The 25,048-nt window shown below is 35.3% G+C and carries 19 protein-coding genes; 5 read left to right on the forward strand and 14 right to left on the reverse strand.

Features of this window, described 5'->3' with window-relative positions; all coding sequences use genetic code 11:
- Positions 1–178: 178 nt before the first annotated feature.
- Positions 179–2,095 carry an SPFH domain-containing protein gene (locus J0383_RS17985; RefSeq protein ID WP_207295352.1) on the forward strand — a complete coding sequence of 639 codons (1,917 nt, stop codon included), beginning with the start codon at positions 179–181 and terminating at the stop codon, positions 2,093–2,095.
- 202 nt (positions 2,096–2,297) lie between these two features.
- Positions 2,298–2,792, forward strand: a complete 495-nt coding sequence (locus J0383_RS17990) for a metallophosphoesterase family protein (protein WP_207295353.1) — start codon at positions 2,298–2,300, stop codon at positions 2,790–2,792.
- A gap of 2 nt (positions 2,793–2,794) precedes the next feature.
- On the opposite strand, the gene J0383_RS17995 is transcribed toward J0383_RS17990, so the two are convergent.
- The 3 genes from J0383_RS17995 to J0383_RS18005 all read right to left on the reverse strand — a co-directional run bounded on the left by J0383_RS17995 (position 2,795) and on the right by J0383_RS18005 (position 4,963).
- Positions 2,795–3,703 carry a sensor histidine kinase gene (locus J0383_RS17995; RefSeq protein ID WP_207295354.1) on the reverse strand — a complete coding sequence of 303 codons (909 nt, stop codon included), beginning with the start codon at positions 3,701–3,703 and terminating at the stop codon, positions 2,795–2,797.
- A gap of 21 nt (positions 3,704–3,724) precedes the next feature.
- Positions 3,725–4,387: a response regulator gene (locus J0383_RS18000; RefSeq protein WP_207295355.1), complete on the reverse strand. Its 663-nt coding sequence runs from the start codon at positions 4,385–4,387 to the stop codon at positions 3,725–3,727.
- Between the two features lie 159 nt (positions 4,388–4,546).
- Positions 4,547–4,963: a DUF4293 domain-containing protein gene (locus J0383_RS18005; protein WP_207295356.1), complete on the reverse strand. Its 417-nt coding sequence runs from the start codon at positions 4,961–4,963 to the stop codon at positions 4,547–4,549.
- 185 nt (positions 4,964–5,148) lie between these two features.
- On the opposite strand from J0383_RS18005, the gene rho reads away from it, so the two are divergent.
- Complete coding sequence (gene rho / locus J0383_RS18010) at positions 5,149–6,978, forward strand: transcription termination factor Rho (RefSeq protein WP_207295357.1); 1,830 nt, start codon at positions 5,149–5,151, stop codon at positions 6,976–6,978.
- 139 nt (positions 6,979–7,117) lie between these two features.
- On the opposite strand, the gene J0383_RS18015 is transcribed toward rho, so the two are convergent.
- From J0383_RS18015 to J0383_RS18045, 7 genes are all read right to left on the reverse strand, one after another.
- Positions 7,118–8,137, reverse strand: coding sequence for a M28 family peptidase (locus J0383_RS18015; protein ID WP_207295358.1), 1,020 nt, complete (start codon positions 8,135–8,137; stop codon positions 7,118–7,120).
- Positions 8,138–8,145: 8 nt separating this feature from the next.
- A complete protein-coding gene (locus tag J0383_RS18020) occupies positions 8,146–9,117 on the reverse strand; it encodes a DUF3667 domain-containing protein (protein ID WP_207295359.1) in 972 nt (323 codons plus the stop codon).
- A 39-nt stretch (positions 9,118–9,156) separates the two neighbouring features.
- Entirely contained in the window at positions 9,157–9,930 is a 774-nt protein-coding gene (locus J0383_RS18025; RefSeq protein ID WP_207295360.1) for a dienelactone hydrolase family protein, read from the reverse strand.
- 98 nt (positions 9,931–10,028) lie between these two features.
- On the reverse strand, positions 10,029–12,224 hold the full coding sequence (locus J0383_RS18030) for a penicillin acylase family protein (RefSeq protein ID WP_207295361.1): 2,196 nt from the start codon (positions 12,222–12,224) through the stop codon (positions 10,029–10,031).
- A 2-nt stretch (positions 12,225–12,226) separates the two neighbouring features.
- On the reverse strand, positions 12,227–13,090 hold the full coding sequence (locus J0383_RS18035; RefSeq protein WP_207295362.1) for a cyanophycinase: 864 nt from the start codon (positions 13,088–13,090) through the stop codon (positions 12,227–12,229).
- Positions 13,091–13,102: 12 nt separating this feature from the next.
- The gene (locus J0383_RS18040) at positions 13,103–14,593 is read right to left on the reverse strand and encodes a M20/M25/M40 family metallo-hydrolase (protein ID WP_207295363.1); all 1,491 of its coding nucleotides are present in this window, start codon (positions 14,591–14,593) and stop codon (positions 13,103–13,105) included.
- 20 nt (positions 14,594–14,613) lie between these two features.
- Positions 14,614–15,066: an Lrp/AsnC family transcriptional regulator gene (locus J0383_RS18045; RefSeq protein WP_207295364.1), complete on the reverse strand. Its 453-nt coding sequence runs from the start codon at positions 15,064–15,066 to the stop codon at positions 14,614–14,616.
- A gap of 218 nt (positions 15,067–15,284) precedes the next feature.
- Here J0383_RS18045 and rocD point away from each other — a divergent pair, with 218 nt between their 5' ends.
- Entirely contained in the window at positions 15,285–16,535 is a 1,251-nt protein-coding gene (gene rocD / locus J0383_RS18050; RefSeq protein WP_207295365.1) for an ornithine--oxo-acid transaminase, read from the forward strand.
- 258 nt (positions 16,536–16,793) lie between these two features.
- Positions 16,794–17,243, forward strand: a complete 450-nt coding sequence (locus tag J0383_RS18055; protein ID WP_207295366.1) for a DUF1810 domain-containing protein — start codon at positions 16,794–16,796, stop codon at positions 17,241–17,243.
- 118 nt (positions 17,244–17,361) lie between these two features.
- Here the strand turns inward: J0383_RS18055 and J0383_RS18060 are convergent, their stop codons facing one another.
- From J0383_RS18060 to J0383_RS18075, 4 genes are all read right to left on the reverse strand, one after another.
- Positions 17,362–18,762, reverse strand: a complete 1,401-nt coding sequence (locus J0383_RS18060) for a RagB/SusD family nutrient uptake outer membrane protein (RefSeq protein ID WP_207295367.1) — start codon at positions 18,760–18,762, stop codon at positions 17,362–17,364.
- 10 nt (positions 18,763–18,772) lie between these two features.
- Complete coding sequence (locus J0383_RS18065) at positions 18,773–21,757, reverse strand: SusC/RagA family TonB-linked outer membrane protein (RefSeq protein WP_207295368.1); 2,985 nt, start codon at positions 21,755–21,757, stop codon at positions 18,773–18,775.
- A gap of 361 nt (positions 21,758–22,118) precedes the next feature.
- Positions 22,119–24,050, reverse strand: a complete 1,932-nt coding sequence (locus J0383_RS18070) for a family 2A encapsulin nanocompartment cargo protein cysteine desulfurase (RefSeq protein WP_207295369.1) — start codon at positions 24,048–24,050, stop codon at positions 22,119–22,121.
- Positions 24,034–24,954 carry a family 2A encapsulin nanocompartment shell protein gene (locus J0383_RS18075; RefSeq protein ID WP_207295370.1) on the reverse strand — a complete coding sequence of 307 codons (921 nt, stop codon included), beginning with the start codon at positions 24,952–24,954 and terminating at the stop codon, positions 24,034–24,036. Before J0383_RS18075 ends, J0383_RS18070 begins: the two co-directional genes overlap by 17 nt.
- Between the last annotated feature and the right edge of the window lie 94 nt (positions 24,955–25,048).

Here is a 25,048-nt window from a genome sequence, read left to right on the forward strand (position 1 = left end):
AAATACAAATCATAGTTTGTTTAGCTGAAAATGAGGTCAGAAATTGACAATTCCAACGATGTAGAATAAAACTTTTTTTAACATTTTTAGGAAGAAAATTCCAAATGTTAATTTTTAAAATATTTCATTTTAACAGTTCGTATTTCTCCTATGTTTGTACCACTAAATATCAAAAACTATGAATGAAATTACCTCTTATTGGTGGATACTGTTAATAGTATTTGCCATACTTTTTTACAAATTTATTTTACGCGTTTTCTTCGGAATGGTAATAGTTCCCGAAGATAAAATTGGTTTAGTAACCAAAAAATTCGTTTTGTTTGGTGCCGACAAATCTTTACCCGACGGCCGAATTATTGCCACAAAAGGCGAGGCTGGTTATCAGGCGAAAACACTTGCCCCAGGCTTGTATTGGGGAATGTGGATCTGGCAGTATTCAATAGATATGACCAGTTTTACATTGATTCCAGAAGGGAAAATTGGATTGGTTTTAAGTAAGGATGGAAAAGAAATTCCAACCGGACGAATTCTGGCAAGAAGAGTTGAAAGTGACAACTTTCAAGATGCTACAGCGTTTTTGGACAATGGTGGTCAAAAAGGACGTCAGACTGCTTTTATTACAACAGGATCATATCGTATTAATACATTCTTGTTTGAGATTGTAATTACAGATCAAATTAAGATTTACGAAAACATGATTGGGATTGTAACGGCGCTTGATGGAGAACCCATTCCGCAGGGACAAATTGCTGGTAAATTTGTTGAAGACCACAATAACTTTCAGGATTTTGATAAGTTCCTTGAACATGGCGGAAATCGTGGTTTGCAACCACAGGTTATGCTTGCTGGATCCTACTATATTAATACTTGGGGAATCTTGATTGAACAGAATCCAATGACAGATGTGCCAATTGGTTATGTGGGAGTTGTGATTTCTTATATTGGCGAAGATGGTCAAGATGTTACTGGAGATACTTTTAAACACGGAAATATTGTTTCAAAAGGACAGCGAGGCGTTTGGATGGAACCGTTTGGTCCTGGAAAATACGCTTTGAATAAATACACAACAAAACTAGAAGCAGTTCCTACTACTAACTTAGTTTTAAACTGGGCAAATGCAAGAAGCGAATCGCATGATTTAGATAAAAACCTGTCGACAATTACCGTTCGATCAAAAGATGGTTTCCCATTTAATCTGGATGTTGCACAGATTATTCATGTGCCAGCTGCAGAAGCACCGAAAGTAATTGCTCGATTTGGAAGCATGAACAATCTTGTTTCTCAGGTTTTAGAACCTACTATTGGTAACTATTTTAGAAACTCGGCTCAGGATAGCGATGTAATTTCGTTTTTAACAACGAGAAAAGAACGTCAGGAATCAGCAAAAAATCATATTAAACTGGTTTTGGATGAATATAACGTAAATGCAGTTGATACCTTAATTGGAGATATTGTTCCGCCAGATTCGTTAATGAAAACTTTGACCGACAGAAAACTGGCGGAAGAGGAGCAAAAAACGTATCAAACCCAAAGAATGGCACAAGAACAACGTCAGGGAATGGAAAAAGAAACGGCAATTGCAGATATGCAGAAAGAAATTGTACGTGCATCGCAAAGTGTTGAAATCGCACAGCGTACAGCAGATGCTACTGTTAAGAAAGCAGAAGGAGATGCAACCAGTTTAAAATTAAATGTAAATGCCGAAGCTGAAGCTACAAAAATGCGTGCCAATGCCGAAGCAGAAGCAACCAAAGCAAGAGCAGGAGCACAGGCAGAAGCAACAAGATTAAATGCCAGTGCAGAAGCCGAAAAAATCTCAAAAACCGGTTTGGCTGAAGCAGAGAAAATTATGGCAATTGGTAAATCAACTGCCGAAGCGTACCAATTGCAAGTTAGTGCCATGGGCGGCGACAACTTTACCCGTTATAAAGTTACCGAAGAAATTGGTAAAGGAAACATCAAAGTGATTCCAGATGTATTGATTACTGGAAACGGTGGTTCTGATGGTTCTATCAGCGGATTATTGGGATTAAAACTAATGGAAATGATGGATACCAAAGAATTAAAAGACGGTAAAAATTCTAAAAAACAATAATTATTTTTAAAGAGACCTAACAGGTTTTTAAAATCTATTAGGTTTGGGATCAGCATATTTTTAAATCCGATTTGTGAAAACAAATCGGATTTTTTTGATTTAAATTTTTCATTCAGAAAAAAAACTTTGTTACTTTGAACCTTTGTCCCTACAAAGAAAAACCTTTGTACCTTTGTCACACAAAACCTCTGCACCTTAAAAAATGACTAAGATCCTTCTCCTTTCAGATACTCACAGCCACATCGATGATACTATTTTAAAATATGTCGCTCAAGCAGATGAAGTGTGGCATGCAGGAGATATTGGAGATTTGAACGTTACCGATACCATAAAAAAGCTAAAACCATTGAGATGTGTCTATGGTAATATTGACGATGCAAAAGCCAGAATTGAATTTCCGCTTCATAACCGGTTTATGTGTGAAGATGTTTCTGTTTGGATTACCCACATTGGAGGTTATCCGGGAAAATATAATCCGGCAATACGAGAAGAAATGGCCTTGAATCCGCCGAAATTATTTATCTGCGGACATTCGCATATATTGAAAGTGATATTTGATAAAAAGAATAATCTTCTGCATATGAATCCCGGAGCAGCAGGAAAAAGTGGTTTTCATCAAATGCGAACAATGCTTCGTTTCGTAATTGAAGGTGATAAAATAAAAGATCTGGAAATTATCGAGATTGGTAAAAAATAAATTTACGAAATCGGAACTTTTATTTTGATAGAAGTACCGCTGTTTTCATCAGGTCTTGAAATAATAGAGAAAGTACCTTTTAGTTTTTTAATTCTCACTCGGATTCGGTTTAAGCCAAAACCTTCGATTTCATCTATTTTTTCGGCATTAAAACCTTTGCCGTTATCATGAATAATGATGATTAATTTATTATGATGTTCGTGCAGTGAAATTTGCGCTTTCTGGGCACCGCTGTGTCTGATAATATTACTGCACAATTCTGAAATAATAAAATACAGTTTCATTTCAAATTTTTCGGAATAACGTGTTTCTGTAGAAAGCGAACTTGAAAATCGAAACTGGATATCTGAATTTGAATTCTTTTCGCATAAATCTTCTAATGCGTAAATTAGCCCAAAACGCACCAAAAGAGTAGGAATCAGATCGTGGGAAATGTCACGTAAAAGATCGTGCGCTTCCTGTAAAATTGCTTTGGCTTTTTGAATTTCTTCGGATTGAATATTATTCTTAGCTGTAAAGACATTCAAATGCAGTCCAGCAGAAGACAAAAGCGAATTAACATTGTCATGAAGGAATGAAGCTATTTTTTTCTGTTCGGTTTCCTGACTGTCAATTCCTGCATCAATAACATTTAAGAGTATTTTTTGCTTGGTATCTTTCCGCTTTATTTTTTGTTTCAGTTTATTGTTTTGATACACATAATAGAAAAGAAAAAATAATAGAATAATCAGTATGATAGATAAACTTACCACTTTTTTATTTCGAAGCTGTTCCAGTTTTTGATTTTTAGAAACAGTTGTTTTTTCTACATTTTGCTGTGCCACATAATTTGGATCAGCCGAAGAAAGCTGCGCGGCCTTTGTCCCGTTGAAAGTAAAAAAGAGAAATAAAATGAAAATTCTAATAAACATAAACTGAATTTTTTATCGAATTTATGGGTTAATCAAATTGTTTTTTAAAGCATATTTTACCAGTCCGATAGTGTTTTTGATATTCAGCTTTTTCATAATGTTTTTGCGGTGAGTTTCCACGGTGTTTTGACTTATAAAAAGCTGTTCACTAATTTCTTTCCCGCTATATTCCAAGCAAATTAAAGTCACGATTTCCATTTCCCGCGGACTTAAAACAGGATTTTCGATTAAAACATTTTTATTTAGTTTGGGATTGTTCTTTGAAAAGATGCTGAAGATTTTTTCCCTCACAGCATCCGAAAAATATTCCTGTCCTTGATTGACAGCAATAATGGCTTCAATGATATTTTCGCCGGCACATTTTTTAGTCAGATATCCTTTTGCACCTAATTTCATTACTTCTTTTATGATTTTCAAATCATCATAACTCGATAAAATAATGACTTTACAGGGAAACTCTTTCTGAGTAAATTCTTTTAATACTTCGATACCATCTTTTTGAGGCATACTAATGTCAAGAATTAAAATATCGGCTTCATCTTTAACCACATCATCATATATAGATAAACCATTCAATGAACTGCCCACAACTTCAAAATTTGGAACGGTTTGAAGTAAGTTGCTCAATCCATCAATAAGTACTTGATGATCATCAGCAAGATGTATTTTAATTTTATCTGACATAATTGTTTTTGGTACAAAAATGCAAATTTATGAAAAAATTATCTTACAAAATGGTTTTGCGGCTGATTTTAATGAGACTTGAAAAAGAAGAGTTTATTCCATAAAAAAACCCGAATAAAAATTCGGGTTTTCGTCGCACAAAAAATTAAGTTTATAGGTTTATCTCAAACGATCTACAGATTTTACAAGATCTTCATCCTTCTTGATGGCCTTATTAGCTAAAACTAATAACACGATAGAAACAATCGGCATGAACATCCCAATACCTTTCTCAGAAACAGCGTTAACCGTTTCTCCAGATAAATTTAGAGAGCGATATAGAAATAATCCTAACAAAATTAAGTTTAATATTATGTTCAGTCTGTTCATCACAAACTGATTTTGTCTTTTTTTGAATGATATAATACTAACGATTGTAAGCATTGTGCTTAATGCTAGCAATACTGAGTAAACCTGGTCTTGCATGAAGTAAAAAGGCTTACCTGTATTTAATGTCCAAAGAGGCATAAAAAACAGTAAAACCCCAGTAACTACAAAGGCAAGAATTAAATATACGGTCTGAATTCGCTGTAACATAACTTGAAATTGTTTTACAAAAATATATTTTCTTTTTTTAAAATACTATTGTATGATTAAATTTTATTCGTATTATTGCATCAAAATACCGTAAGCACTTCATACTCTGCGGTCAATTGAAAAAAAATATCTACCTATTCTTTTTACAGTATTTCCTTTAAAATAATTAAACTCATAGAACATTCATGTTTGATATTTCTGCATTAAAAGAAATGAAGCTTTCTGAGCTTCAAGAAATAGCTAAGCTAGCTAAAACTATAAAGATTAATGGCGTTAAAAAAGATACCCTGATTACTCAGATTTTAGCGCATCAGGAGGCGACTACAGCACCACCGGCAGCTACTATTGCAGAAAAAGAAGTTACTGAAGTAAATGCTGAAAAACCAAAAAGAGCCAGAATTGCTCCAGTTAAAAAAACAGCTGCCAAAAACGCACCTGTTTTGGAATTCGACAAAGTAGAGGAACCAATAAAAGAAACTGTAACTCCTGTCGTTGCTGCAGAACCAGCAAAAGAAGAGGAAGCAGTAGAAAAAACTACAGATAAAAAAGCACCGAAAGGTAAATTTAATAAACAGGCCTACGAGAAAAAGGTTGCACAGCAAAAAGAGAAAACAGCTGTTAAGGACTTGACTCCAAAAGAAGTAGAGCCAAAATTGGAAACTGAAGAAACCGTTTCAACAGTTACAGAAGCTGAAAAAACTGAAACTCCTGCACAACCGGTTAAAAAGGTTAATCCTAACCAGAATAAAAACCAAAATCCAAACCAGAATCAAAATCCGAATCAGAACCAAAATCAAAATGGCAACGGAAATGGTAATGGGAACAACGGAAATCAAAATCCTAACCAAAATCACAAGAATAAAAAGAACAACAATAATTTCAGAGATTCAGACTTTGAATTTGATGGAATTATTGAAAGTGAAGGAGTTCTCGAAATGATGCCTGACGGTTACGGATTTTTACGTTCTTCGGATTATAACTATTTAGCATCTCCAGATGATATTTATTTATCAACTTCACAAATCCGATTATTTGGTTTAAAAACCGGAGATACTGTAAAAGGAGTGGTTCGTCCGCCGAAAGAAGGCGAGAAGTTTTTCCCTCTTGTTCGTGTATTAAAAATTAACGGACATGATCCGCAGGTAGTTCGTGACAGAGTTTCTTTTGAACATTTGACACCTGTTTTTCCTTCTGAAAAATTCAAATTAGCCGAAAAAGGCAGTTCTATATCAACCCGTATTATCGATTTATTTTCTCCTATCGGAAAAGGACAGAGAGGTATGATCGTGGCACAGCCAAAAACGGGTAAAACCATGCTTTTAAAAGACATTGCAAATGCAATTGCGGCTAACCACCCTGAAGTGTATTTAATTGTTCTGCTAATTGACGAACGTCCTGAAGAGGTTACCGATATGCAGCGTAGTGTGCGTGGTGAAGTTATCGCATCAACTTTTGACAGAGAACCGCAGGAACACGTTAAAATTGCTAATATCGTTCTTGAAAAATCAAAACGTTTGGTAGAATGCGGACATGATGTTGTAATTCTTTTAGATTCAATTACACGTCTTGCTAGAGCTTACAACACGGTTCAGCCAGCATCTGGAAAAGTATTAAGCGGGGGTGTGGATGCCAATGCATTGCAAAAACCAAAACGTTTCTTTGGAGCTGCTAGAAATGTAGAAAACGGTGGTTCGTTAAGTATTATCGCAACAGCATTAACTGAAACTGGTTCTAAAATGGACGAGGTTATCTTTGAAGAGTTCAAAGGAACTGGAAACATGGAACTTCAGTTAGATCGTAAAATTGCTAACAAACGTATTTTCCCAGCTATCGATCTTACTTCTTCAAGTACACGTCGTGATGACTTATTACTTGACGAGAAAACATTACAAAGAATGTGGATCATGCGTAAATACCTTTCAGACATGAATCCAGTTGAATCAATGGATTTCGTAAATGACCGTTTCAAGAAAACCAAAAACAACGAGGAGTTTTTGATTTCGATGAATGACTAAAAGGGAGGTTCTGAGGGACTAAGGTTCAAAGGTTCTTCTTTACAGATATAAAATAAAAAAGGATGAGTAAAACTCATCCTTTTTTATTTTGAGAAACCTCAGAACCTTAGTCCCTCAGAACCTCTGTGCCTAAAAAAAACTATTTCTTATCCACTACCGGTCTATTTTCTCTATTGGCTAAATCCCAAGCCAGTACAAACGCTAGTTTTGTTCTTTTGGTTAAAGCGTCGTATTCGATTTTTTGAGGTTCGTCGCCTTTTCCGTGGTAGTCTTCGTGAACTCCGTTGAAGAAGAAAATAGAAGGAATGCCATTTTTAGCGAAGTTGTAGTGGTCAGAACGCTCATAAAAATGATTTGGATCTTTTGGATCATTAAATTTGAAATCTAAGTCCATTTTGATGTATTTGTCATTTTGTGCCACAACGGCATTATGAAGATCAGATGATAAACGGTCGGCACCAATAACATAAACGTAATTATTAGTATTCGCATGTTCTACATCACGACGTCCGATCATGTCGATATTGATATCCGTAATGGTGTTTGCGATTGGAAATAATGGATTTTCTGAGTAAAAACGAGATCCGTGTAAACCATGTTCTTCACCTGTAACATGCAGGAATAAAATAGAACGTTTTGGTCCGTGGCCTTGTTTTTTAGCCTTAGCAAAAGCTTTTGCCATTTCAATAACGGCTACAGTTCCAGAACCATCATCATCAGCTCCGTTGTAAACATCACCATTTTTAATACCTACGTGATCGTAGTGCGCTGAAATCACCAAGACTTCATCTGGTTTTTCAGAACCTTCGATATACGCCCAGATGTTTTCAGAATCTGGTAAATTTTGGTTGCGTTTTGCATTTAAATAAGATGCTGGGATATGCTGGTAAAAATCTGAAGCACCTTTTGGAAATGAAATACCGCTTTTTTTGTATTGCTCGATCATATAAAGACCTGCTTTTTTCTGTCCAGCCGATCCGGTTTCACGACCTTCCATTTCATCAGAAGCAATAACATAAAGCATTTCTTTTAAATCTTTTTCAGAAATATATTTTACATATTTGGTTGGATCTGAATTGTCTTTTGAAGCTGCCGATTGTGAGTTTTTGCAGGAAAACGTTGTTGAGGCAATTAAAAATAAAATGAGTAATTTTTTCATTCTTTATTTTAGTGTAAATTAATAAATGTATATAAAACGTAAAAGATCAGTAAAAATAGGATAAAAAGTGAGTTTATGATGAATAATGTTACACTTTTAACAAACGATACCAATCTAGATTCGCCATAAAAGCGGTGATGAGCGGGATAGAAATAATAACACATCCAGATGGTTCCCGCAAAAGTGGTAATTCCAGAAATAAATTTCAACGGATTCTCGGAACCAAATATGCCACATATTCGGTCTACTATAAACATAATCAGGAAGATGAGCAGCAGGAACGAAAAATAATGCAGTGTGAAAATACCATGGTCAAAATAATACCATTTCTTTTTGTTGTGGAAAATCCATAGGGTAAATGCAAAAAACGGCATAATGATAAACAGGATTTTCGGGATATTGTGGAAAAAAGACTCTACAAATTTTTCAATAATCTGTTTTTTGGTATTATGTTCCGTAACATGAGATGCTTTTTCGTAAACCCAATATTCGAAATCAGAAAATTTTTCATTTTCTTTTCCGTATTTCTGGATCGAATCAATTTCTTTCATCGGCCTTAATTTGAAATACTTTTTATCGTCTTCTTTTTCAGCGTTTTCTTTAACCGGATTTACAATGTTTTCATTTAGTTTGTCTTCGTTGTCATCAATTTGTTTGTTTACTTTACTGGGGAAAAAAGAAATAAGCAAGAAGGTCACAAAACTGATAAAAATATACAAACGAACGGGTGCCAGATACGATAATCTCTTTCCTGAAAGATATTCCTTAGTAAGCGTTGAGGGTTTAAAAAGAAGATTTCTGATTGTTTTCCAAAACGCATTTTCGTAATGGGTTAAATCTTCAAAAAAATGAATAAATAAGTGGTGAAAGGTCTTTCGTGTATCACTATTTTCCTGTCCGCAGTTTGGGCAAAACTTTTGTTCGACAACATGTCTGCAGTTCAAACAAGTTTTGTCTTCTCTAATTTTGTTATGTGACATTGGTTTATTTGGGTTGTTTTGGTTTTGGTAGTTTTGATTTTACTTTTTAAGAACCTCGTTCAGAAAAAGCTTTAAATGTTCAAAAGATCTTTTGGCGGCAACTGGGTTGTAAGCAGCACCTTTTGAATTGTCATTTCCTGCCTCAGGGTTGGTAAAAGAGTGAACAGAATCTGCATAATAAATCATTTGCCAATCTGCTTTTGCATCACGCATTTCCTGCTGGAAAGAAGCGATTTCTTCTTTAGAAACAAAAGGATCATCTGCTCCGTGGCAAATTAAAACTTTAGTAGTAATGGGTTCTGTTGGTCTAGAAGCATCTTTGCCTAAACCTCCATGAAATGACGCAACGCCTTTTACATTCAAATGTCCTCTGGCAGCTTCAAGAACTCCCGTTCCGCCGAAACAATATCCAGTAATGACAATATTGTCTGCGTTTGCTCCTGATTTGATCAGTTCTTTTAAAGCGGCATCAATTCGTTTTTGATAGGCTTCATAATTGGTTTTGTAAAATCCGGCTTGTTTTCCTGCTTCACCTGTATTTTTAGGATAGTTGCCTTCTCCATAAATATCAGCGATAAAAACATGATAGCCTAATTTTGATAATTCTTCTGCAATTCCTTTCGAAGCGTTGTCGATTCCAAGCCATGCCGGAAGCATTAAAATTCCCGGATTGTTAGGGCTCTTTTTAGCCGATTTTATAAACAAACCATTAAGAGTTTGGTTTCCTTCAGAATATTTTACGGGTTTTAATTGTGCCATAATTGTAGTAGAAAACAATAAGGTTGCAAAAATAAGTGTAGCTGTATTTTTCATTTTTTACAATTTTTAACAAATATCAGAAATATTATGTTACAAAAAAACCTCAAAAGCTATTTCTTGTGAGGTTATTTAACAAATTTATTTGGGCGGAATTATTCGCCTGGATGGTATGTTTTTTCAGCGTTTTTTTCTACATCTTCTTTGTAAAATAAAACCTCTTTAAATTGTCCTTTCTGGTACATTTCGGCTTGATCGGTAAAATGTTTAGAATGAATATCACCGCTGTTTCCACCTGCTAGTAATGATTTTGCTTTTATTTTAGGGCCAAATTCTACCGCACATACAAAACTATTTCCGTTGTAACCGTAACGTTTTTTAGAACTGTTTTGATAACTGCTTTTAAAAGAAGGAAGGCTTCCCCAAGATCCCGGACCAAAACCAATTGGCAAGCTTGGAAGATTGTCGTCGTATTTTAAATCAATGTCACCGCTGGAACGCTGAAAACGATTTACTTCGCCCCAACTGACTTTCCAAGTTCCCCATTTCGACTGGAGTTCCTTTAAAACGGTCTGTAATTGCGGAATCATTTGCGAAGCCGTTGCGTTTTTAGCAAAATTAGTTGTGTTTTCGACCTGATCTAGTTCTCCTTCGTCAATATAGGCTTTTTGGATAATTGGGTCTAATTTATATGCCCATTCTACTGCCAGAGTTGTAGCAACAGAGTTTTCTTTGGCATAATAATCCCAGTTTTTCAAAATAGAAATAGGTTCTTTTAAAGTTTCATATTCTGGAGATTCGGGTTTAATATTCTGTTCAAAGACTTTTACCAAACTCGGAATCAGAAGTTCGAAAATAGATAATTTAGTATCATAACCATCGGCTATGACTTTATCTAAAGTGTAATGATCGCCTTTGCTGAAAATTCGAACGGCATTTACGCCTCTAAAGTTTTCGCCATCAGGCGCCATGTACGGAATATAATCTGCTTTTTTTGGGCTGTTTGAACCCGCCACAGAAAAAGGAGTAGAGTTGCAATTTTGTAACCAGCCGTTTGAAGGATTGTACACATGAACCGTTTCATCGACTTCATGTAAACCTTTCCATTGTGTGGTAGAAACCGTTCCGTCAATTACTTTTGACCAGTTTAGGCTTTTCTCGCGGATAGGAATAAAATTGCCATGCCAGTAAGCAATATTTCCTTTGTTATCAGCATACACCGTATTATTGGAAGTATTGGCTTTTAAATCCATTGCTTTTTTGTAATCATCAAAACTTTTTGATTTGGTTCGAACCCAGCTTTGAATTAAACTTGTCATCGAGCGGTTCATCGATTTTAAACTAATCCATTTTCCATCTCTTTTGGCCATAATCGGACCATTATTTGTAAAATAGGTTTTGAATTTCTTCGGAATCAGTTTTCCGTTTTCGGTATACTGTATTGTGATTTCTTTTGTAATTACTGGGAAAAGTTTTTGATCGAATTCGTAAAATAATTTTCCTTTTTTCTCCACAATTTTTTCAGCATACATATCGGCAACATCAACATTTGAGGAAGTATGCATCCAGCCGCAATTTTCATTAAAACCTTGATAAATAAAAAACTGTCCCCAAGTTACTGCTCCGTAAGCATTTAATCCTTCTTCACTTGTTACCTGAACTTCAGGTCTGAAATAAAAAGTTGTATGCGGATTGATGTATAAAATCGCATTTCCATCGGCTGTTTTTGATGGCGCAAAAGCAAATCCGTTAGAACCTGTCTGAACATATTTTTCTCTTTCTACATACGCCACTTTATCATTATTTCCAGAATAAAAAGCTTTTAATTCTGCTGTAGAAAGATCGGCGGTGCTTATAGCGCCAATACTTCCGTCTGTCCAAAGCAACGGAAACCACGGCTCAAAATGCGTTAAAAGAGTTGGTTTAACTTCTGGATGTTTGTACAAATAAAAGTTAATGGCATCTGCATAACTGTTTAATAGTTTTTTTAACCAAGCTGGAGCTTTCTTATAATCAGCTTTTGCTTCGTCGGTATCAATTAAAAGCTTAATTTCTAAATCATTATACAAAACGGACTGCCCTTTGATTTCTGCTAGACGACCCAGTTTTTCGATATAATTCATTTCGATTCTTTTGAAATCATCCTCACACTGTGCATATAAAAGCCCGAAAACAGCATCAGCATCAGTTTTTCCGTAAATATGTGGGATTCCCCAACTGTCTCGGATTATAGTTACTTGTTTGGAAAGCTTTTCCAGTCGGTCAATCTCTTTTGTATTGAGGGTTTGTGCCGAAATCTGAAAACTCAGAAAAACAAAAGCCAGCGGTAGTATTTTGGAGTAAAAATGCATAATTACTTGATGTTAAATTTTTGTCCGGGAGTATAAATGCTCATTTGCAGGTTTTCAATTGAAATCAAATTATTCTTTTTTGATTTTTGAATGCCTTTCGGATTTCGAACGACAATAACTTCGCTTTCTCCCGCAACTTCTACCTGATTATTTCTCACGATAATTGCCGTAGCTTCATCAATACCAATTCCAGTTAAAGAAGGAAATTCAACCAAAGCAGAAAGTAACCTGTTGTAACGGTTCCTTTTTAAAAAATGCTGATCGATAACTGCAGTCTTCAACAATCCCAAACCTTCTGAAGTTTCAAGATTGTCATATCGGATATTGTCAAAAGTTCCAGAATATTCTTTTTGTAGCTTCTGATTTCCAGTAATCATTTTTTCAGACATTACGGCTGCACCAGCGCTGGTTCCAGAAATGGTGCTTCCGTTTTCGTACGCTTTTACAATTGCTGTTTTGACAGGTGTATTGTGTACCACCGACATGAATCGTGTTTGATCGCCGCCGCTTATAAAAATCAATTTTGCTTTTTGAACAGAATCGGTTAGTTTTTTATTTTGAGCAGTTTCTTTATTGAAATTCAGCATTACAATTGGATTTTGCGTCAATTTTACCATTTGGGTTTTAAAGAAGATAAACGAACTGTCTGGTTCTTCGCTAGACATTGGCAAAATGACGATATAATCTTTTTTTCCTAATTCGGCTACAGCCAAAACCTGTTTCATTAATTCATCAGAACGATCGCCGCCGCCAATAATAAATAGTTTTCCTTTGGGATTTTGCGCCTGCAGTATTCCGCTTGAAACGAACAATAAAATCAATATGATTTTTTCAAACGAAAACGTAAAATGAAACTGGTTTTTCATGGTATTTTGGATTTAGTTAAGCGGTTTTTCTAAAAACTTTAAAAGAGAATTATTGACAATAAAAAGCACATCGTGAATTTTGTCGAGATCTACTTTTGAAGCTTTATCGTTTGGGGTGTGATAATCGTCGTGAAAACCACTGAAGAAAGTCATAATAGGAATTCCTTTTGCGGTAAAAGAAGCGTAATCACTCCCAGAATGACCGTTGGTTTCCCATAAATCCAACGAAAATGGATTTTTAAGTTGGGCGTTGCATTCAGTGGCTATTTTTCTCAAATTGTCATTTTCTTTCTCGGTGCCGATGCTTAAAATTCGATGTGTTTTATCTTCTGGTGCACTTCTCGAAATCATGTCCATGTTGATTGCCAAAAGTATTTTTTGACGACTGAAATCAAAATTTCGAACAAAATATTCGCTTCCTAAAAGTCCCATTTCTTCAGCGGTCCAAGAAGCGAAAAGAATATTACAAGGCGGTTTGGTTTTAGATTCCGACCATTTTTTTGCTAAAGCCAGCATTCCAGAAGTTCCAGAAGCATTATCATCGGCACCATTATAAATCGAATCTTTAATAATGCCCAAATGATCGTAATGCGCGCCCACAATTATAGTTTTAGTGGTGTCTTTTCCGGTAATCATTCCTAAAACATTTCGAACCGGAAACGTTTCCGTTTGTAATTCGATAGAAAAATTGATTGTACTATTTTTAAGCAGGGCAGAAGAAGTCTGTAATTTTTGGGCTTTCTTTTCAAACGTTGTTATATAGGTTTGAGGAAAAAGCTTCTCGGCAGCCGATTTGCTAATTTTAAAAACCGGAATTGTTGCTGTTTCTGAATTTTCTAAGGAATGAAAAACAGCATCTTCTGAATGTTTACTTGGTTTGAATGTTTCTTTAGAATCGATAATCATCAAAGCTGCTGCGCCATTTTTGATGGCAGTCTGCAATTTTATTTCTTCTAAATTATTTTCTTCTGGAAATAGTTTTTTAAATTTTTGAAAGGTTGTCGTCGTAGTATCTCTGTGACTTGGAAAACCTTTTAAAACAATTACAATTTTATTTTTAACATTCTGATTTTTATAATCGTCGTAACCTTCATTTGGGATGCTTAAACCATATCCTGCAAAGAGTATGGAAGTTTCGTTTTGTATTGATTTTGTAATTGGCGTAACGCGAAAATCAGTTTCAGAAAGTGAAATAGTTTCTTTTCCTTTTTTGATTTTAAAACTTGATTTTTGAACAGTATGTTCTTGTATTTTAAAATCTTGGTAATAATCGGTTTGGGAATTATACGGTTTCAGTTGATATAAACTCATCAAGGAAGCAATGTATTCTGATGCCATAAAACCGCCTTTTTGTGTAGAACCGCGTCCTTCCATCCAATCGGAAGCTAAAAAGGAAAGTGTTCCCGAAAAATCACTTTTGGATGGATTATGAATTACAGTCTGCGAAAACAGTACTGAACTACAGCAAAAAAAAGCCGATAAAAACAGTATTCGCAAACGCATATTTTTTTATTTATAAAGTTTTACAAAGTGATATTTCTTTTGAAAGCACAGCCTAATTCAATAATCGAATCGGTTTTGGCAATTCCGGGAATGCTGTCGATTTTTTCGTAAAGAATTTTACGCATATGTTCGTGGTTTTTGGCAATAATTTTAATGTAAAGTGTGAAAGAACCCGTTACATAATAACATTCCGTAATTTCAGGAATTTTTTTCATTTCTTCTATAATACGATCAGAATCAGAATCTTTATTCAGTGTGATTCCCGTGAAGGAAGCCCAGTCGTAACCAATGTTTTTTTCTTGTATAATAGGTTTTATACCGCCAATAACACCTTGCTCAATCATTCGATTAATACGCTGATGCACCATTGTGTTTGATATTTTTAAATTGGCTGCAATTGCAGAAAAAGCCATTCTTCCGTCTTTTTCTAATTCCTTCAATATATTAATATCGAATTCGTCTAATATATCCATTCTTTACAAGTGATTTAAATCTTTTTTGATTCATAAAAGTAACCATTTTTTTCAATAATGGACAATAAAATTGCATTTGGTGTTTGAAGTAATTTGATTTTAAAAACGTGCATAAAAATTAATTTTGACTCATTTTGTGTATTTTTTCGGTTAAATTTAATTTTTAAAGTTTGTATTTGATATTTTTTGATACTTTTGTATTTGAAAAATACCAAATTATGATACATACAGAAAATACACTTTCATCAAAATCTGAAGTTTTGATAGAAAAAGAGAATAAATACGGAGCTCATAATTATCATCCGCTTCCTGTGGTTTTAGAAAAAGGGGAAGGTGTGTATGTATGGGATGTCGACGGGAAAAAGTATTTTGATTTTCTTTCGGCTTATTCTGCTGTAAACCAAGGACACTGTCATCCTAAAATTGTTCAGGCAATGGTAGATCAAGCACAAAAACTAACACTTACTTCGCGTGCTTTTTACAATGATAAATTAGGAAATTACGAAGAATACATCACGAAATATTTTGGTTTCGATAAAGTGCTTCCTATGAATACTGGTGCAGAAGCCGTTGAAACTGCGCTTAAAGTTTGTAGAAAATGGGCATATGAAGTAAAAGGAATTCCAGAAAATCAAGCGCAGGTAATTGTGTGTGAGAATAATTTTCATGGAAGAACGACTACAATCATTTCGTTTTCTAATGACGAAACGGCACGTAAAAACTTCGGACCTTTTACAGATGGTTTTATAAAAATTGAATATGATAATCTGGCTGCGCTTGAAAACGCACTTGAATCATCAAAAAATATTGCTGGGTTTTTAGTAGAACCAATTCAGGGTGAAGCTGGAGTATATGTTCCATCTGAAGGATATTTGGCAAAAGCGAAAGCACTGTGTGAAAAACATAATGTTTTATTTATTGCTGATGAGGTTCAAACAGGAATTGCCCGCACCGGAAAATTATTAGCGGTTCATCACGAAAATGTACAGCCAGATATTTTGATTTTAGGGAAAGCTATTTCTGGAGGTGTTTATCCAGTTTCTGCAGTTTTGGCAAACGATGAAATTATGAATGTAATTAAGCCGGGACAACATGGTTCTACTTTTGGAGGAAATCCAGTTGCTGCTGCGGTTGCGATTGCCGCACTTGAAGTAATTAAAGATGAAAAACTAGCTGAAAATGCAGAACGTCTTGGTGTTATTTTAAGAAATGGGCTTAATGAAATTGCGGAGAGAAATCATTTAATTACACTGGTTCGTGGAAAAGGTTTACTGAATGCGATTGTAATTAACAGTACTGAGGATTCTGATCTTGCTTGGGAAATATGTTTAAAATTCAGAGATAACGGATTATTGGCAAAACCAACGCACGGAAATAAAATCAGATTGGCTCCGCCATTGGTAATGACCGAAGAACAAATCAAAGAATGTCTTGAAATCATTGAGAAATCGTTGAACGAGTTTAGATAATATTTCATTACAAGATCAAAAAATAGAAAGCTGTGGAAATTCATTCACAGCTTTTTTTATAAATACCATTTTGCAGAAGTCTAAATTATATAACAAAGGAATTTAATTATATAAATTTTAAAATGGGTCTCTAGATTAGATTTGAATCTGATTAAAAGATAAAACCAAAAATAATTTTCAATACCAGTTTATTGATTTTAAGCTGAATTGATACGCAAGCACCCAAACTGAATTGTAAACTTTATACCTTGTAAAAAGATGGCTTATGCAAATAGTATTACTCGTTTTTTAGATGCGCAGAATAAACTTTATCTTACTGCTTATTCAGAGATTAAGAAAGGAAAGAAACAAACGCCTTGGATGTGGTGTATTTTTCCTCAGATTAAAGGGTTGGGAAAAAGCGATCTTGCCAAATATTATGCAATTGAAGATTTGAAAGAGGCAGAAGCATTTTTAAATCATCCGATTTTGTCAAAACATTTAATTGAAATTTCACAGCTTTTGCTGAATTTCAGAAATAAATCAATTGAAACCATTCTAGGAGAACTTGATGCTCGTAAACTGCGTTCGTCTATGACGATTTTTTCTCAGGTTGAAAATGCGAATCCTATTTTTCAGGAAGTACTAGATGCGTTCTTTTCAGGATATTCAGATCCAATTACTTTGTCGATTGCCCATGCTTCTATAGAAACTTTAGCAGAAGCGTAAATTTTTAAAACATTAAAGAGACCTAATTTTTTCAATTTTACTTATCTATATATTCAATTCAAATAAAAAACCATTCGCTGCCAACGAATGGTTTTTTTTATTTAAGTTTTTGAAATTATTAATTAGCTCCTGTGTAACCCGGATTTTGAGTAATCAGTTTATTAGCATCTTTTTCTTTTAACGGAATTGGGAATACCAAGATATCGTCATCAAAAGGAATTAAATCAGAACCATCTCCATTTGTACTAACATCTATAGAGCGTTGTGTTCTTCTGATGTCATGAATAAGAAATCCTTCCATACCTAATTCTAATTCTCTTTCTAACCAGATATCATTTATAGTAACAGCAGTTAGATTATCAGCATGTGCTCTTGATCTGATGATGTTTATATCGTCAAGTGGAGTGTTTCCAACAGCTGTACCTTCTTTAAGGTTCCCTTCAGCTCTAATTAAATACATTTCGGCCAAACGAATGATTCCAACATTAGCAAACTGATCGGTAAACTTAGAAGTTAAAATTCTTCCGTTTGCGTCATTCTCATAGTTAAATACTGCTCTATCATCAGGATCGCTAAATTTAGCTAAATAAGCATCTCTAATAGAGAAATCTCCGCCACGGCCTCCATTGTTTTCAGAAGCATAGAAAGTTACAGCATCATTAACACCTGTTTGTTTGGTAATTTGGATTGCAAATACGTCTTCTGTCTGATCCGTGTCATGATTAAATGCAGCGCCATAAGTCTGAGATAATCCATGACCGCTGTTTTCAATTACATCATCTGCGGCGTCTCTGGCTAAATCGTATTTTCCTTGTTGTAAATAAACTCTTGCCAGTAATGCCTGAGCTGCATATTTATCAGCGTAAAAACTATTATCAGCAGGCAGATTGGCATACGCTAGTTTTAAACCGTCTATGATTACTTTGTATGTTTCTTCAACGCTGCTTCTTTCTTTAGATAAATCGACACTGAAATCATAAATGGCATTTGGTCGTATTACAACTCCTAATTGATTATTGGTCTGGCCACTTACGTATGGTTTTGCAAAGAAACGCACTAAATCAAAGTAAGCTAATGATCTAAGGAAATTAGCTTCACCAATCATTACCGCGCGTCTGTCTGGATCTTTTACTTTGTCGATGTTTTCAATTACAGTATTTGACGCATTTATAATTTGATACAACCTCGCATACGTTCCTTCGATGATAACATTATCTGCTAACATATTCTTGATGTACATCTGTCTTAATTCACCAAAGGTACCTCGCCATCTTAAATCCGTTGTATTTAATGCGCCGCTTACACCAAGTAAGTCTGCATATAATAAAATTCTTCCTCCGTAAGCATTTCCATTTGCGGCAAGTGCATAAGTACCAGTAAGCACATTGGTTACACCAGTTTCTGTGCTTAAAGTTTTGTCTGCATCCTCTCGTTGTTTAGGTTCTATATCTAGTTCGTTTTCACAGCTTGTAAAAAATACTGCAAAAAGTATCAATAGGATTAATTTATTTGCTTTCATCTTGTTCTTTTTAAAAATTAAAGTTTACACCAATTGCTGTTGTTCTTGCCGGTGGTGCAGAGTAAAAATCTTCCCCAATTCCCGTATCATCTCTTCTTGCTTCTGGGTCGTTACCTTTGTAGTTGGTAAAAGTTAAAAGGTTTACAGCAGTGAAATAAACTCTTAAGCTGCTCATACCTAAATCTTTCAATACATCTTTAGGAAGTGTATATCCTAAAGTAAGGTTTCTTAAACGAACAAAATCGGCTTTGTCAAGATAGCGGGAAGAATCCTGTGTCCCGTTCGAACCTCCAAAACGTGCTTGAGGTACATCGGTAATATCACCAGGTTTCTGCCATCTGTTTAACTGATCTGCTGTTTGGTTATCAAAATAATCAGCAGCAGTTGATTGGTAAATTCCTGCCGAGTTGTAAATGCTAGCTCCCCATTCTCCTTGGAAAGTAAATGAAAAATCAAATCCTTTGTAAATAATCGTGTTTGTTAAACCCGACATTAAAGTTGGGAATGGATTCCCCATAATAACACGTTGTGCTTCACTATAATCGTTTGTTTTGGTGCGGTCAAGTGTACCATCAGCCTTTTTAGTGTTTTTATAAAATAAAGCATCTCCGTTTTCTGGATCAACACCTGCGTATTCTACTAAATAAAAAGATGAAATGTTTTCGCCAACTCTATTGATGTTGTACGAAACAATAATATCTCTGTTGTCATTCGGAAGTGATTTTACTTTCGATTGGTTTGTAGTAAGGTTAAAGCTTGTGTTCCATTTGAAGTTTTCTTTGTCAATGTTTTTAGTATTTAAAGTGACTTCAAAACCATTGCTTCTAATTTTTCCAATGTTTTTATTAATAGATGCAGCTCCAGAGCTTATTGGAAGCGGTACTTCGAAAAGTAATCCGTCAGTATCTTTTTGGTAATAATCTGCTTCAAGCGAGAATCGGTTAATAAATCCAACTTCAATACCAAAATCGGTTTGAGCTGATTTTTCCCAAGTTAAATCATTATTACCCGGCTGATCGAATGTTAGTCCAGATTTCAAGTTATACGGATTAGGTCTGTAAAGCTGGCGTGATGCAAAATTTCCAATTTCGGCATTTCCTAATTTTCCCCAGCTTCCTTTAACTTTTAAATTCGTTAGGACAGTATTGTCTTTTAAGAATTCTTCCTGAGAAATAACCCATCCGGCAGAAAAGGCTGGAAAAACTCCAAAACGTTCGTTTTTACCAAAACGAGAAGATCCGTCGCGACGAATACTAGCTTTTAAAAGGTATTTACCCATGTACGAATAATTTAATCTCCCAAACTGAGAAACAAATGCATAATCTGTTTCGTTTCCGTGTCCTTCGTTTACCTCGGCACCACCATCAACAGTTTGAAAATCATCGCTTGAGAAATAAATACTGTTTACATCTTGATATCTTCTGTGGTATTTGTTGAATTCCATACCTGCAACCACATTTAAATTGTGCTTTTCAGCAAATGTTTTATCAAATGTAAAGTAGTTACTCGAAACATAGTTTTCTGTGTTTACAGAAGTTGCAAATACCGCTCCATCTGTTGCCATAAAAGGAGCGTTTTTACCCTGCCAGTAATCTTCTGTTTGAGATAAAAGGTCATATGAGAAGTCAGAATTAAATTTTAGAGAAGATAAGATCCTAAATTCTCCAAAAACTTTTCCGGTTAATCTTCGCATTATGGTTTTCCAGAAAGTGTTGTCTTTTGCTAAAAGATAATTTGAATATTCTGTATTTGGGTTAGCACTTCCATCTTCTAATCTTGCAGGCGAAATTGGTGCTTGCGCAACTGACTGCAACGGTGAAGAAAACGAGTTGTCATCTTGAACTCTGTGAATTAAAGATCTAGAAAATCCAAGGTTCATTCCTAAAGTAAGACGATCCGTAACTCTATGTGATACGTTGGTTCTTGCTGTAAATCTTTCTAAAGTATTACTGTCTACAATACCAATTGTGTTGTTGTACGCACCTGAAAAGAAATATTTTGTTTTATCGTCTCCTCCAGAAGCAGAAAAATCAGCATCTGTTGTATAACCTGTTTTTAAAGCGATATCCTGCCAGTCGGTATCTACTGCGCCATTTCTCCAGTCTGTTCCTTGAGAAAGATATTCCAGTTCATCTTCAACTGATTCCAAATCGTCAACGTTACGTCCAGCTTCTTGCAATAATTCAACGTATTGTTTTGCGTTAAGCCACTTTCTTTTATGTGTAGCTTCGCTAACCCCTTGAGAAAGATTTACAGTAAAAGATCCTTTTCCTTCTTTTCCTTTTTTAGTGGTAATTAAAACCACCCCGTTGGCTCCACGTGCTCCATAAATCGCAGCAGAAGAAGCATCTTTTAATACATCTATCGATTCGATTTCGTTGGTGCTCAAAGTCAGCAATGGGTTGGTTGGCGCACCGTTACTAGATTCATCATCATTAATCAAAGGAATTCCATCTAGTACATACAATGGCTGTGTTCCGGCGCTGATACTTGCCGCACCACGCACACGAATGTTAATTCCTCCGTCAACTTTACCATTGGTCTGCGTAATCTGAACCCCTGCCAGTTTTCCAACTAATGCGTTCTGCACGTTTGAAACTGGAATCTGCTGGATATCTTTAGCAGTTACTCTAGCGATATTGTCAGTAAGGTTTCTTTTTGATTGTGTTCCGTATCCTACAACGAGTACAGCTTCTAGTTCGTTTTGAGTTTCAACCAGTTCTATAGTCATTTGGTTAGCAGCTGGAACTTCTACCGTATTAAAGCTTACATAACTTACGGTAAGGATCTGGCCTTTTTTGGCCGCAATTTTAAACAAACCGTCAAAATCAGTTTGAGTACTTACGTTTGTGCCTTTTAAAATGATATTTACACCAGGAATTGGCATTCCTTTTTTATCGATTACTTTTCCGGAAATTGATTCCTGTTGAGCAGCGGCAATCTGTACAAATAGTATTGAGATCAGCCATAAAAAATGCTTTAGGTTAATTTTCATATTCATTTCGTTTAAATTAGTTCTTTCAAATATCCTAATTTACTGTTAATTTTTAAAGGTTTTTTAACAATAAATTTCACAATAGGATTAGTTTTTGTGTTATTTGTAACTAAATAAAATATTTTTGTAAGTTTCTGTTAAAAGAAAAGCCCTTTGTTGATAAAATGTTAAACAAAAAAGAATCATTCGCGTTTTATATGATGATATTTAACATAAAATGACCTTTAAAACCGCAATTTTAAAACGTTTTACTGATAATAATTTAGACTTTAAATAAAAAAGCGATAGTGATTGAACTATCGCTTTTGGTCGTAATTACTTAAAATATCAAAAAAAGTAATTATCGGGGGAGGAATAGACTTTAGAATTTTACTTTTTTAAGTTCCCAAAGGGTTTTAATAAACGTATCGACATCTTCGGTTGTATTGTAAAATGCCAGTGAAGGCCGAACAGTGGTTTCAACTCCCATTCTTCGTAAAATGGGCTGCGCGCAATGATGTCCAGTTCGCACCGCGACACCTTCACGATTTAAAGCTTGTCCAACCTGATCGTTGCTGTAACCTTGTAAATTGAAAGACAATACACTGGCTTTGTCTTTTGCCGTTCCAATTAAACGAACGCCCGGAATTTCTTTTAAAAGTCGGGTAGCATATTCTAGTAAAAAATGTTCATACTGTCCAATAGCTTCAATTCCAAGTTTGGAAACATAATCTATTGCAGCGCCAAGTCCAATCGCATCAGCTATGTTTCCTGTTCCGGCTTCAAAACGATTTGGTGCTTTGTGGTATTTGATTTCTTCAAAAGTGACATCTTGAATCATATTTCCACCAGATTGATAAGGCTCCATTTCATTTAAAAGATTTTCTTTTCCATATAAAGCTCCAATTCCTGTTGGTCCAAATAATTTATGACCTGAAAAAACCAGCCAGTCTGGATTTAAATGCTGCACATCCACTTTCATGTGCGAAACCGACTGTGCGCCGTCTATTAAAACTTTTGCTCCAGCGGCATGAGCCATTTCGACTATTTTTTTTGCCGGAGTAACCGTTCCAAGTGCGTTTGAAACTTGTGTAAAAGCAACTAAACGGGTTTTCGAATTCAGTAGTTTTGCATATTCATCAAGGAGAATCTGACCATCATCATCTACTGGAATTACTCTTAGTTTCAATCCTTTTTTATCCGCCAGTCGTTTCCACGGAACAATGTTGGCGTGATGTTCCAGATTGCTTACTATAATTTCATCTCCAGAAGATAAATTATGTTCGCCCCAAGTCGATGCTACTAAGTTAATTCCTTCTGTAGCGCCTCGTACAAATACAATTTCGTTAACTGAATTGGCATTCAAAAAAGTTTTTACTTTTTCACGTGCCGCTTCGTAAGCATCAGATGCTCTTGCGGCCAATTCATGTGCCGCACGATGAATATTTGAATTTTCATGTTCGTAGAAATACGCAATACGATCAATAACCGATTTTGGTTTTTGAGTTGTTGCCGCATTATCAAACCAAACCAATGGTTTGCCGTTTACGGTTTCATTTAGAATAGGAAAATCCTTTTTTACCAATGCAGCATCAAAATGAGTTGCTTTAAACAAAGGGATTTCTTTTGTGTCGAATGAATTTCCCACAATTATATTGGAACTTCTTCTATCAAAAGCAAAAGGATTCTGTTCTAAAAAATAGTAAGCAGCGGCAGTTTCATTTCCATTGAATGGAAAATCCACACGCTTTCTAAATTGTGTATCGACAGAAGCTAATGCGGTTTGTAGTTCTATTTCAAAAGAAGAACTTTCAGTCTGAAACGGAAGGTATTGATTATTCAATGCTATGGATGAAAAAATACTTTCTTCATTCAGCTGCGGTGTTCCGTTATTCAAATTGATATCGTAAAATCCTGTTTGTGGATTGTTCAGATTTAAGTTTTGATTGTCATGAATTCCTTTTGAATAATTTTCACTTTGCGGATCAAACCCTGCTCCAGCATTCGGGTATAAAACAGAAGCTCCAGTATTGCCATAATCAATAACTGAAGGAGAAACGCCAAAACCACTGAAAGAATGCTGCGCAGGCTGTACATTTGACGGAACTGCCAGCGGTACCTGATTTAAAGAATCAGAACTTCCGGTATGCAATATCGTTTCTGCCAGTTTTGCAGCACGAGGATGTTCGCTTTTGTCTGGACTTAATGAAATTTCTTTTGGAAATTCATTAGGCAGGGCTTTGAACAATTCGTTAGCCAACAACTGCAGATCGTCAATATTTGGTAAACCGTTGTTGTTAATATTTGTACTCATGATACTTTCCTATTTCTACATCTTCTAAAACAGCAATAGCATCATCTACCAAAATAGCCAGTGAGCAATAAAGAGAAACTAAATAAGAAGCAATGGCTTTTTCATTGATACCCATAAAACGTACTGATAATCCCGGAGATTGTTCTCCTTGTAAACCAGGCTGAATTAATCCAATAACTCCTTGACGGCTTTCTCCGGTACGAAGTAAAATGATTTTTGATTTTCCGTTTTTGATTGGCAGTTTATCAGATGGAATAAGCGGAATTCCTCTCCATGTTAAAAACTGAGATCCAAACAAAGAAGTCGTAGGGGGCGGAACACCACGGCGTGTACATTCGCGTCCGAAAGCGGCAATTGCCAAAGGATGCAAAAGGAAGAATCCCGGTTCTTTCCAAACTTTAGTAAGCAGTTCATCTAAATCATCTGGAGTTGGCGCACCGGTGCGAGTTTTAATAATTTGAGAAGGGGCTACATTGCTTAATAAACCGTAATCTTTGTTGTTGATTAATTCGCTTTCCTGACGTTCTTTTATGGTTTCGATTGCCAGACGAAGCTGTTCTGAAATCTGATTGTACGGTTTGCTGTATAAATCAGAAACACGGGTATGAACATCCACAATAGTTTGAACAGCTGCCAGATTGTATTCTCTTGGGTTTTCTACATAATCGACAAAAGTATTAGGTAAAACTCTTTCGTCGCGTGCCGAACAATCTACTTCGATGTGATTTGCGTTTTTCACTTTATTCAAACGAAATACACCTGATTCTACTGGAACCCAATGCAGTAAATGTGTCAGCCAGCGTGGTGTAATAGTTCCAATTTGAGGAACGGTACGGGTTGCAATTGCGAGTTGTCTCGCTGCAACATCGCCTAAAGCGGTCTGTTGTTTTTGTAAATCTGCCATAGTTTTAAGGTTTTTCGGTTAATTTTTTTGTTTCTGCTAATTTTAAGTATTTAATTGTTAAAATTAAAGATTTTATTTTAGTGTAATTGTTTGG

Source organism: Flavobacterium endoglycinae, assembly GCF_017352115.1.
Lineage (GTDB): Bacteria > Bacteroidota > Bacteroidia > Flavobacteriales > Flavobacteriaceae > Flavobacterium > Flavobacterium endoglycinae.

What these genes read in the sequence shown, in the direction of transcription:
- J0383_RS18040 (WP_207295363.1), bottom strand. Translation starts at nt 14,593, where the DNA reads ATGCGTTTGCGAATACTGTTTTTATCGGCTTTTTTTTGCTGTAGTTCA.
- J0383_RS18020 (WP_207295359.1), bottom strand. Translation starts at nt 9,117, where the DNA reads ATGTCACATAACAAAATTAGAGAAGACAAAACTTGTTTGAACTGCAGA.
- J0383_RS18075 (WP_207295370.1), bottom strand. Translation starts at nt 24,954, where the DNA reads ATGGCAGATTTACAAAAACAACAGACCGCTTTAGGCGATGTTGCAGCG.
- J0383_RS18060 (WP_207295367.1), bottom strand. Translation starts at nt 18,762, where the DNA reads ATGAAAGCAAATAAATTAATCCTATTGATACTTTTTGCAGTATTTTTT.
- J0383_RS18035 (WP_207295362.1), bottom strand. Translation starts at nt 13,090, where the DNA reads ATGAAAAACCAGTTTCATTTTACGTTTTCGTTTGAAAAAATCATATTG.
- rocD (WP_207295365.1), top strand. Translation starts at nt 15,285, where the DNA reads ATGATACATACAGAAAATACACTTTCATCAAAATCTGAAGTTTTGATA.
- rho (WP_207295357.1), top strand. Translation starts at nt 5,149, where the DNA reads ATGTTTGATATTTCTGCATTAAAAGAAATGAAGCTTTCTGAGCTTCAA.
- J0383_RS18055 (WP_207295366.1), top strand. Translation starts at nt 16,794, where the DNA reads ATGGCTTATGCAAATAGTATTACTCGTTTTTTAGATGCGCAGAATAAA.
- J0383_RS18065 (WP_207295368.1), bottom strand. Translation starts at nt 21,757, where the DNA reads ATGAAAATTAACCTAAAGCATTTTTTATGGCTGATCTCAATACTATTT.
- J0383_RS18070 (WP_207295369.1), bottom strand. Translation starts at nt 24,050, where the DNA reads ATGAGTACAAATATTAACAACAACGGTTTACCAAATATTGACGATCTG.
- J0383_RS18000 (WP_207295355.1), bottom strand. Translation starts at nt 4,387, where the DNA reads ATGTCAGATAAAATTAAAATACATCTTGCTGATGATCATCAAGTACTT.
- J0383_RS17990 (WP_207295353.1), top strand. Translation starts at nt 2,298, where the DNA reads ATGACTAAGATCCTTCTCCTTTCAGATACTCACAGCCACATCGATGAT.
- J0383_RS18045 (WP_207295364.1), bottom strand. Translation starts at nt 15,066, where the DNA reads ATGGATATATTAGACGAATTCGATATTAATATATTGAAGGAATTAGAA.
- J0383_RS18015 (WP_207295358.1), bottom strand. Translation starts at nt 8,137, where the DNA reads ATGAAAAAATTACTCATTTTATTTTTAATTGCCTCAACAACGTTTTCC.
- J0383_RS18030 (WP_207295361.1), bottom strand. Translation starts at nt 12,224, where the DNA reads ATGCATTTTTACTCCAAAATACTACCGCTGGCTTTTGTTTTTCTGAGT.
- J0383_RS17985 (WP_207295352.1), top strand. Translation starts at nt 179, where the DNA reads ATGAATGAAATTACCTCTTATTGGTGGATACTGTTAATAGTATTTGCC.
- J0383_RS17995 (WP_207295354.1), bottom strand. Translation starts at nt 3,703, where the DNA reads ATGTTTATTAGAATTTTCATTTTATTTCTCTTTTTTACTTTCAACGGG.
- J0383_RS18005 (WP_207295356.1), bottom strand. Translation starts at nt 4,963, where the DNA reads ATGTTACAGCGAATTCAGACCGTATATTTAATTCTTGCCTTTGTAGTT.
- J0383_RS18025 (WP_207295360.1), bottom strand. Translation starts at nt 9,930, where the DNA reads ATGAAAAATACAGCTACACTTATTTTTGCAACCTTATTGTTTTCTACT.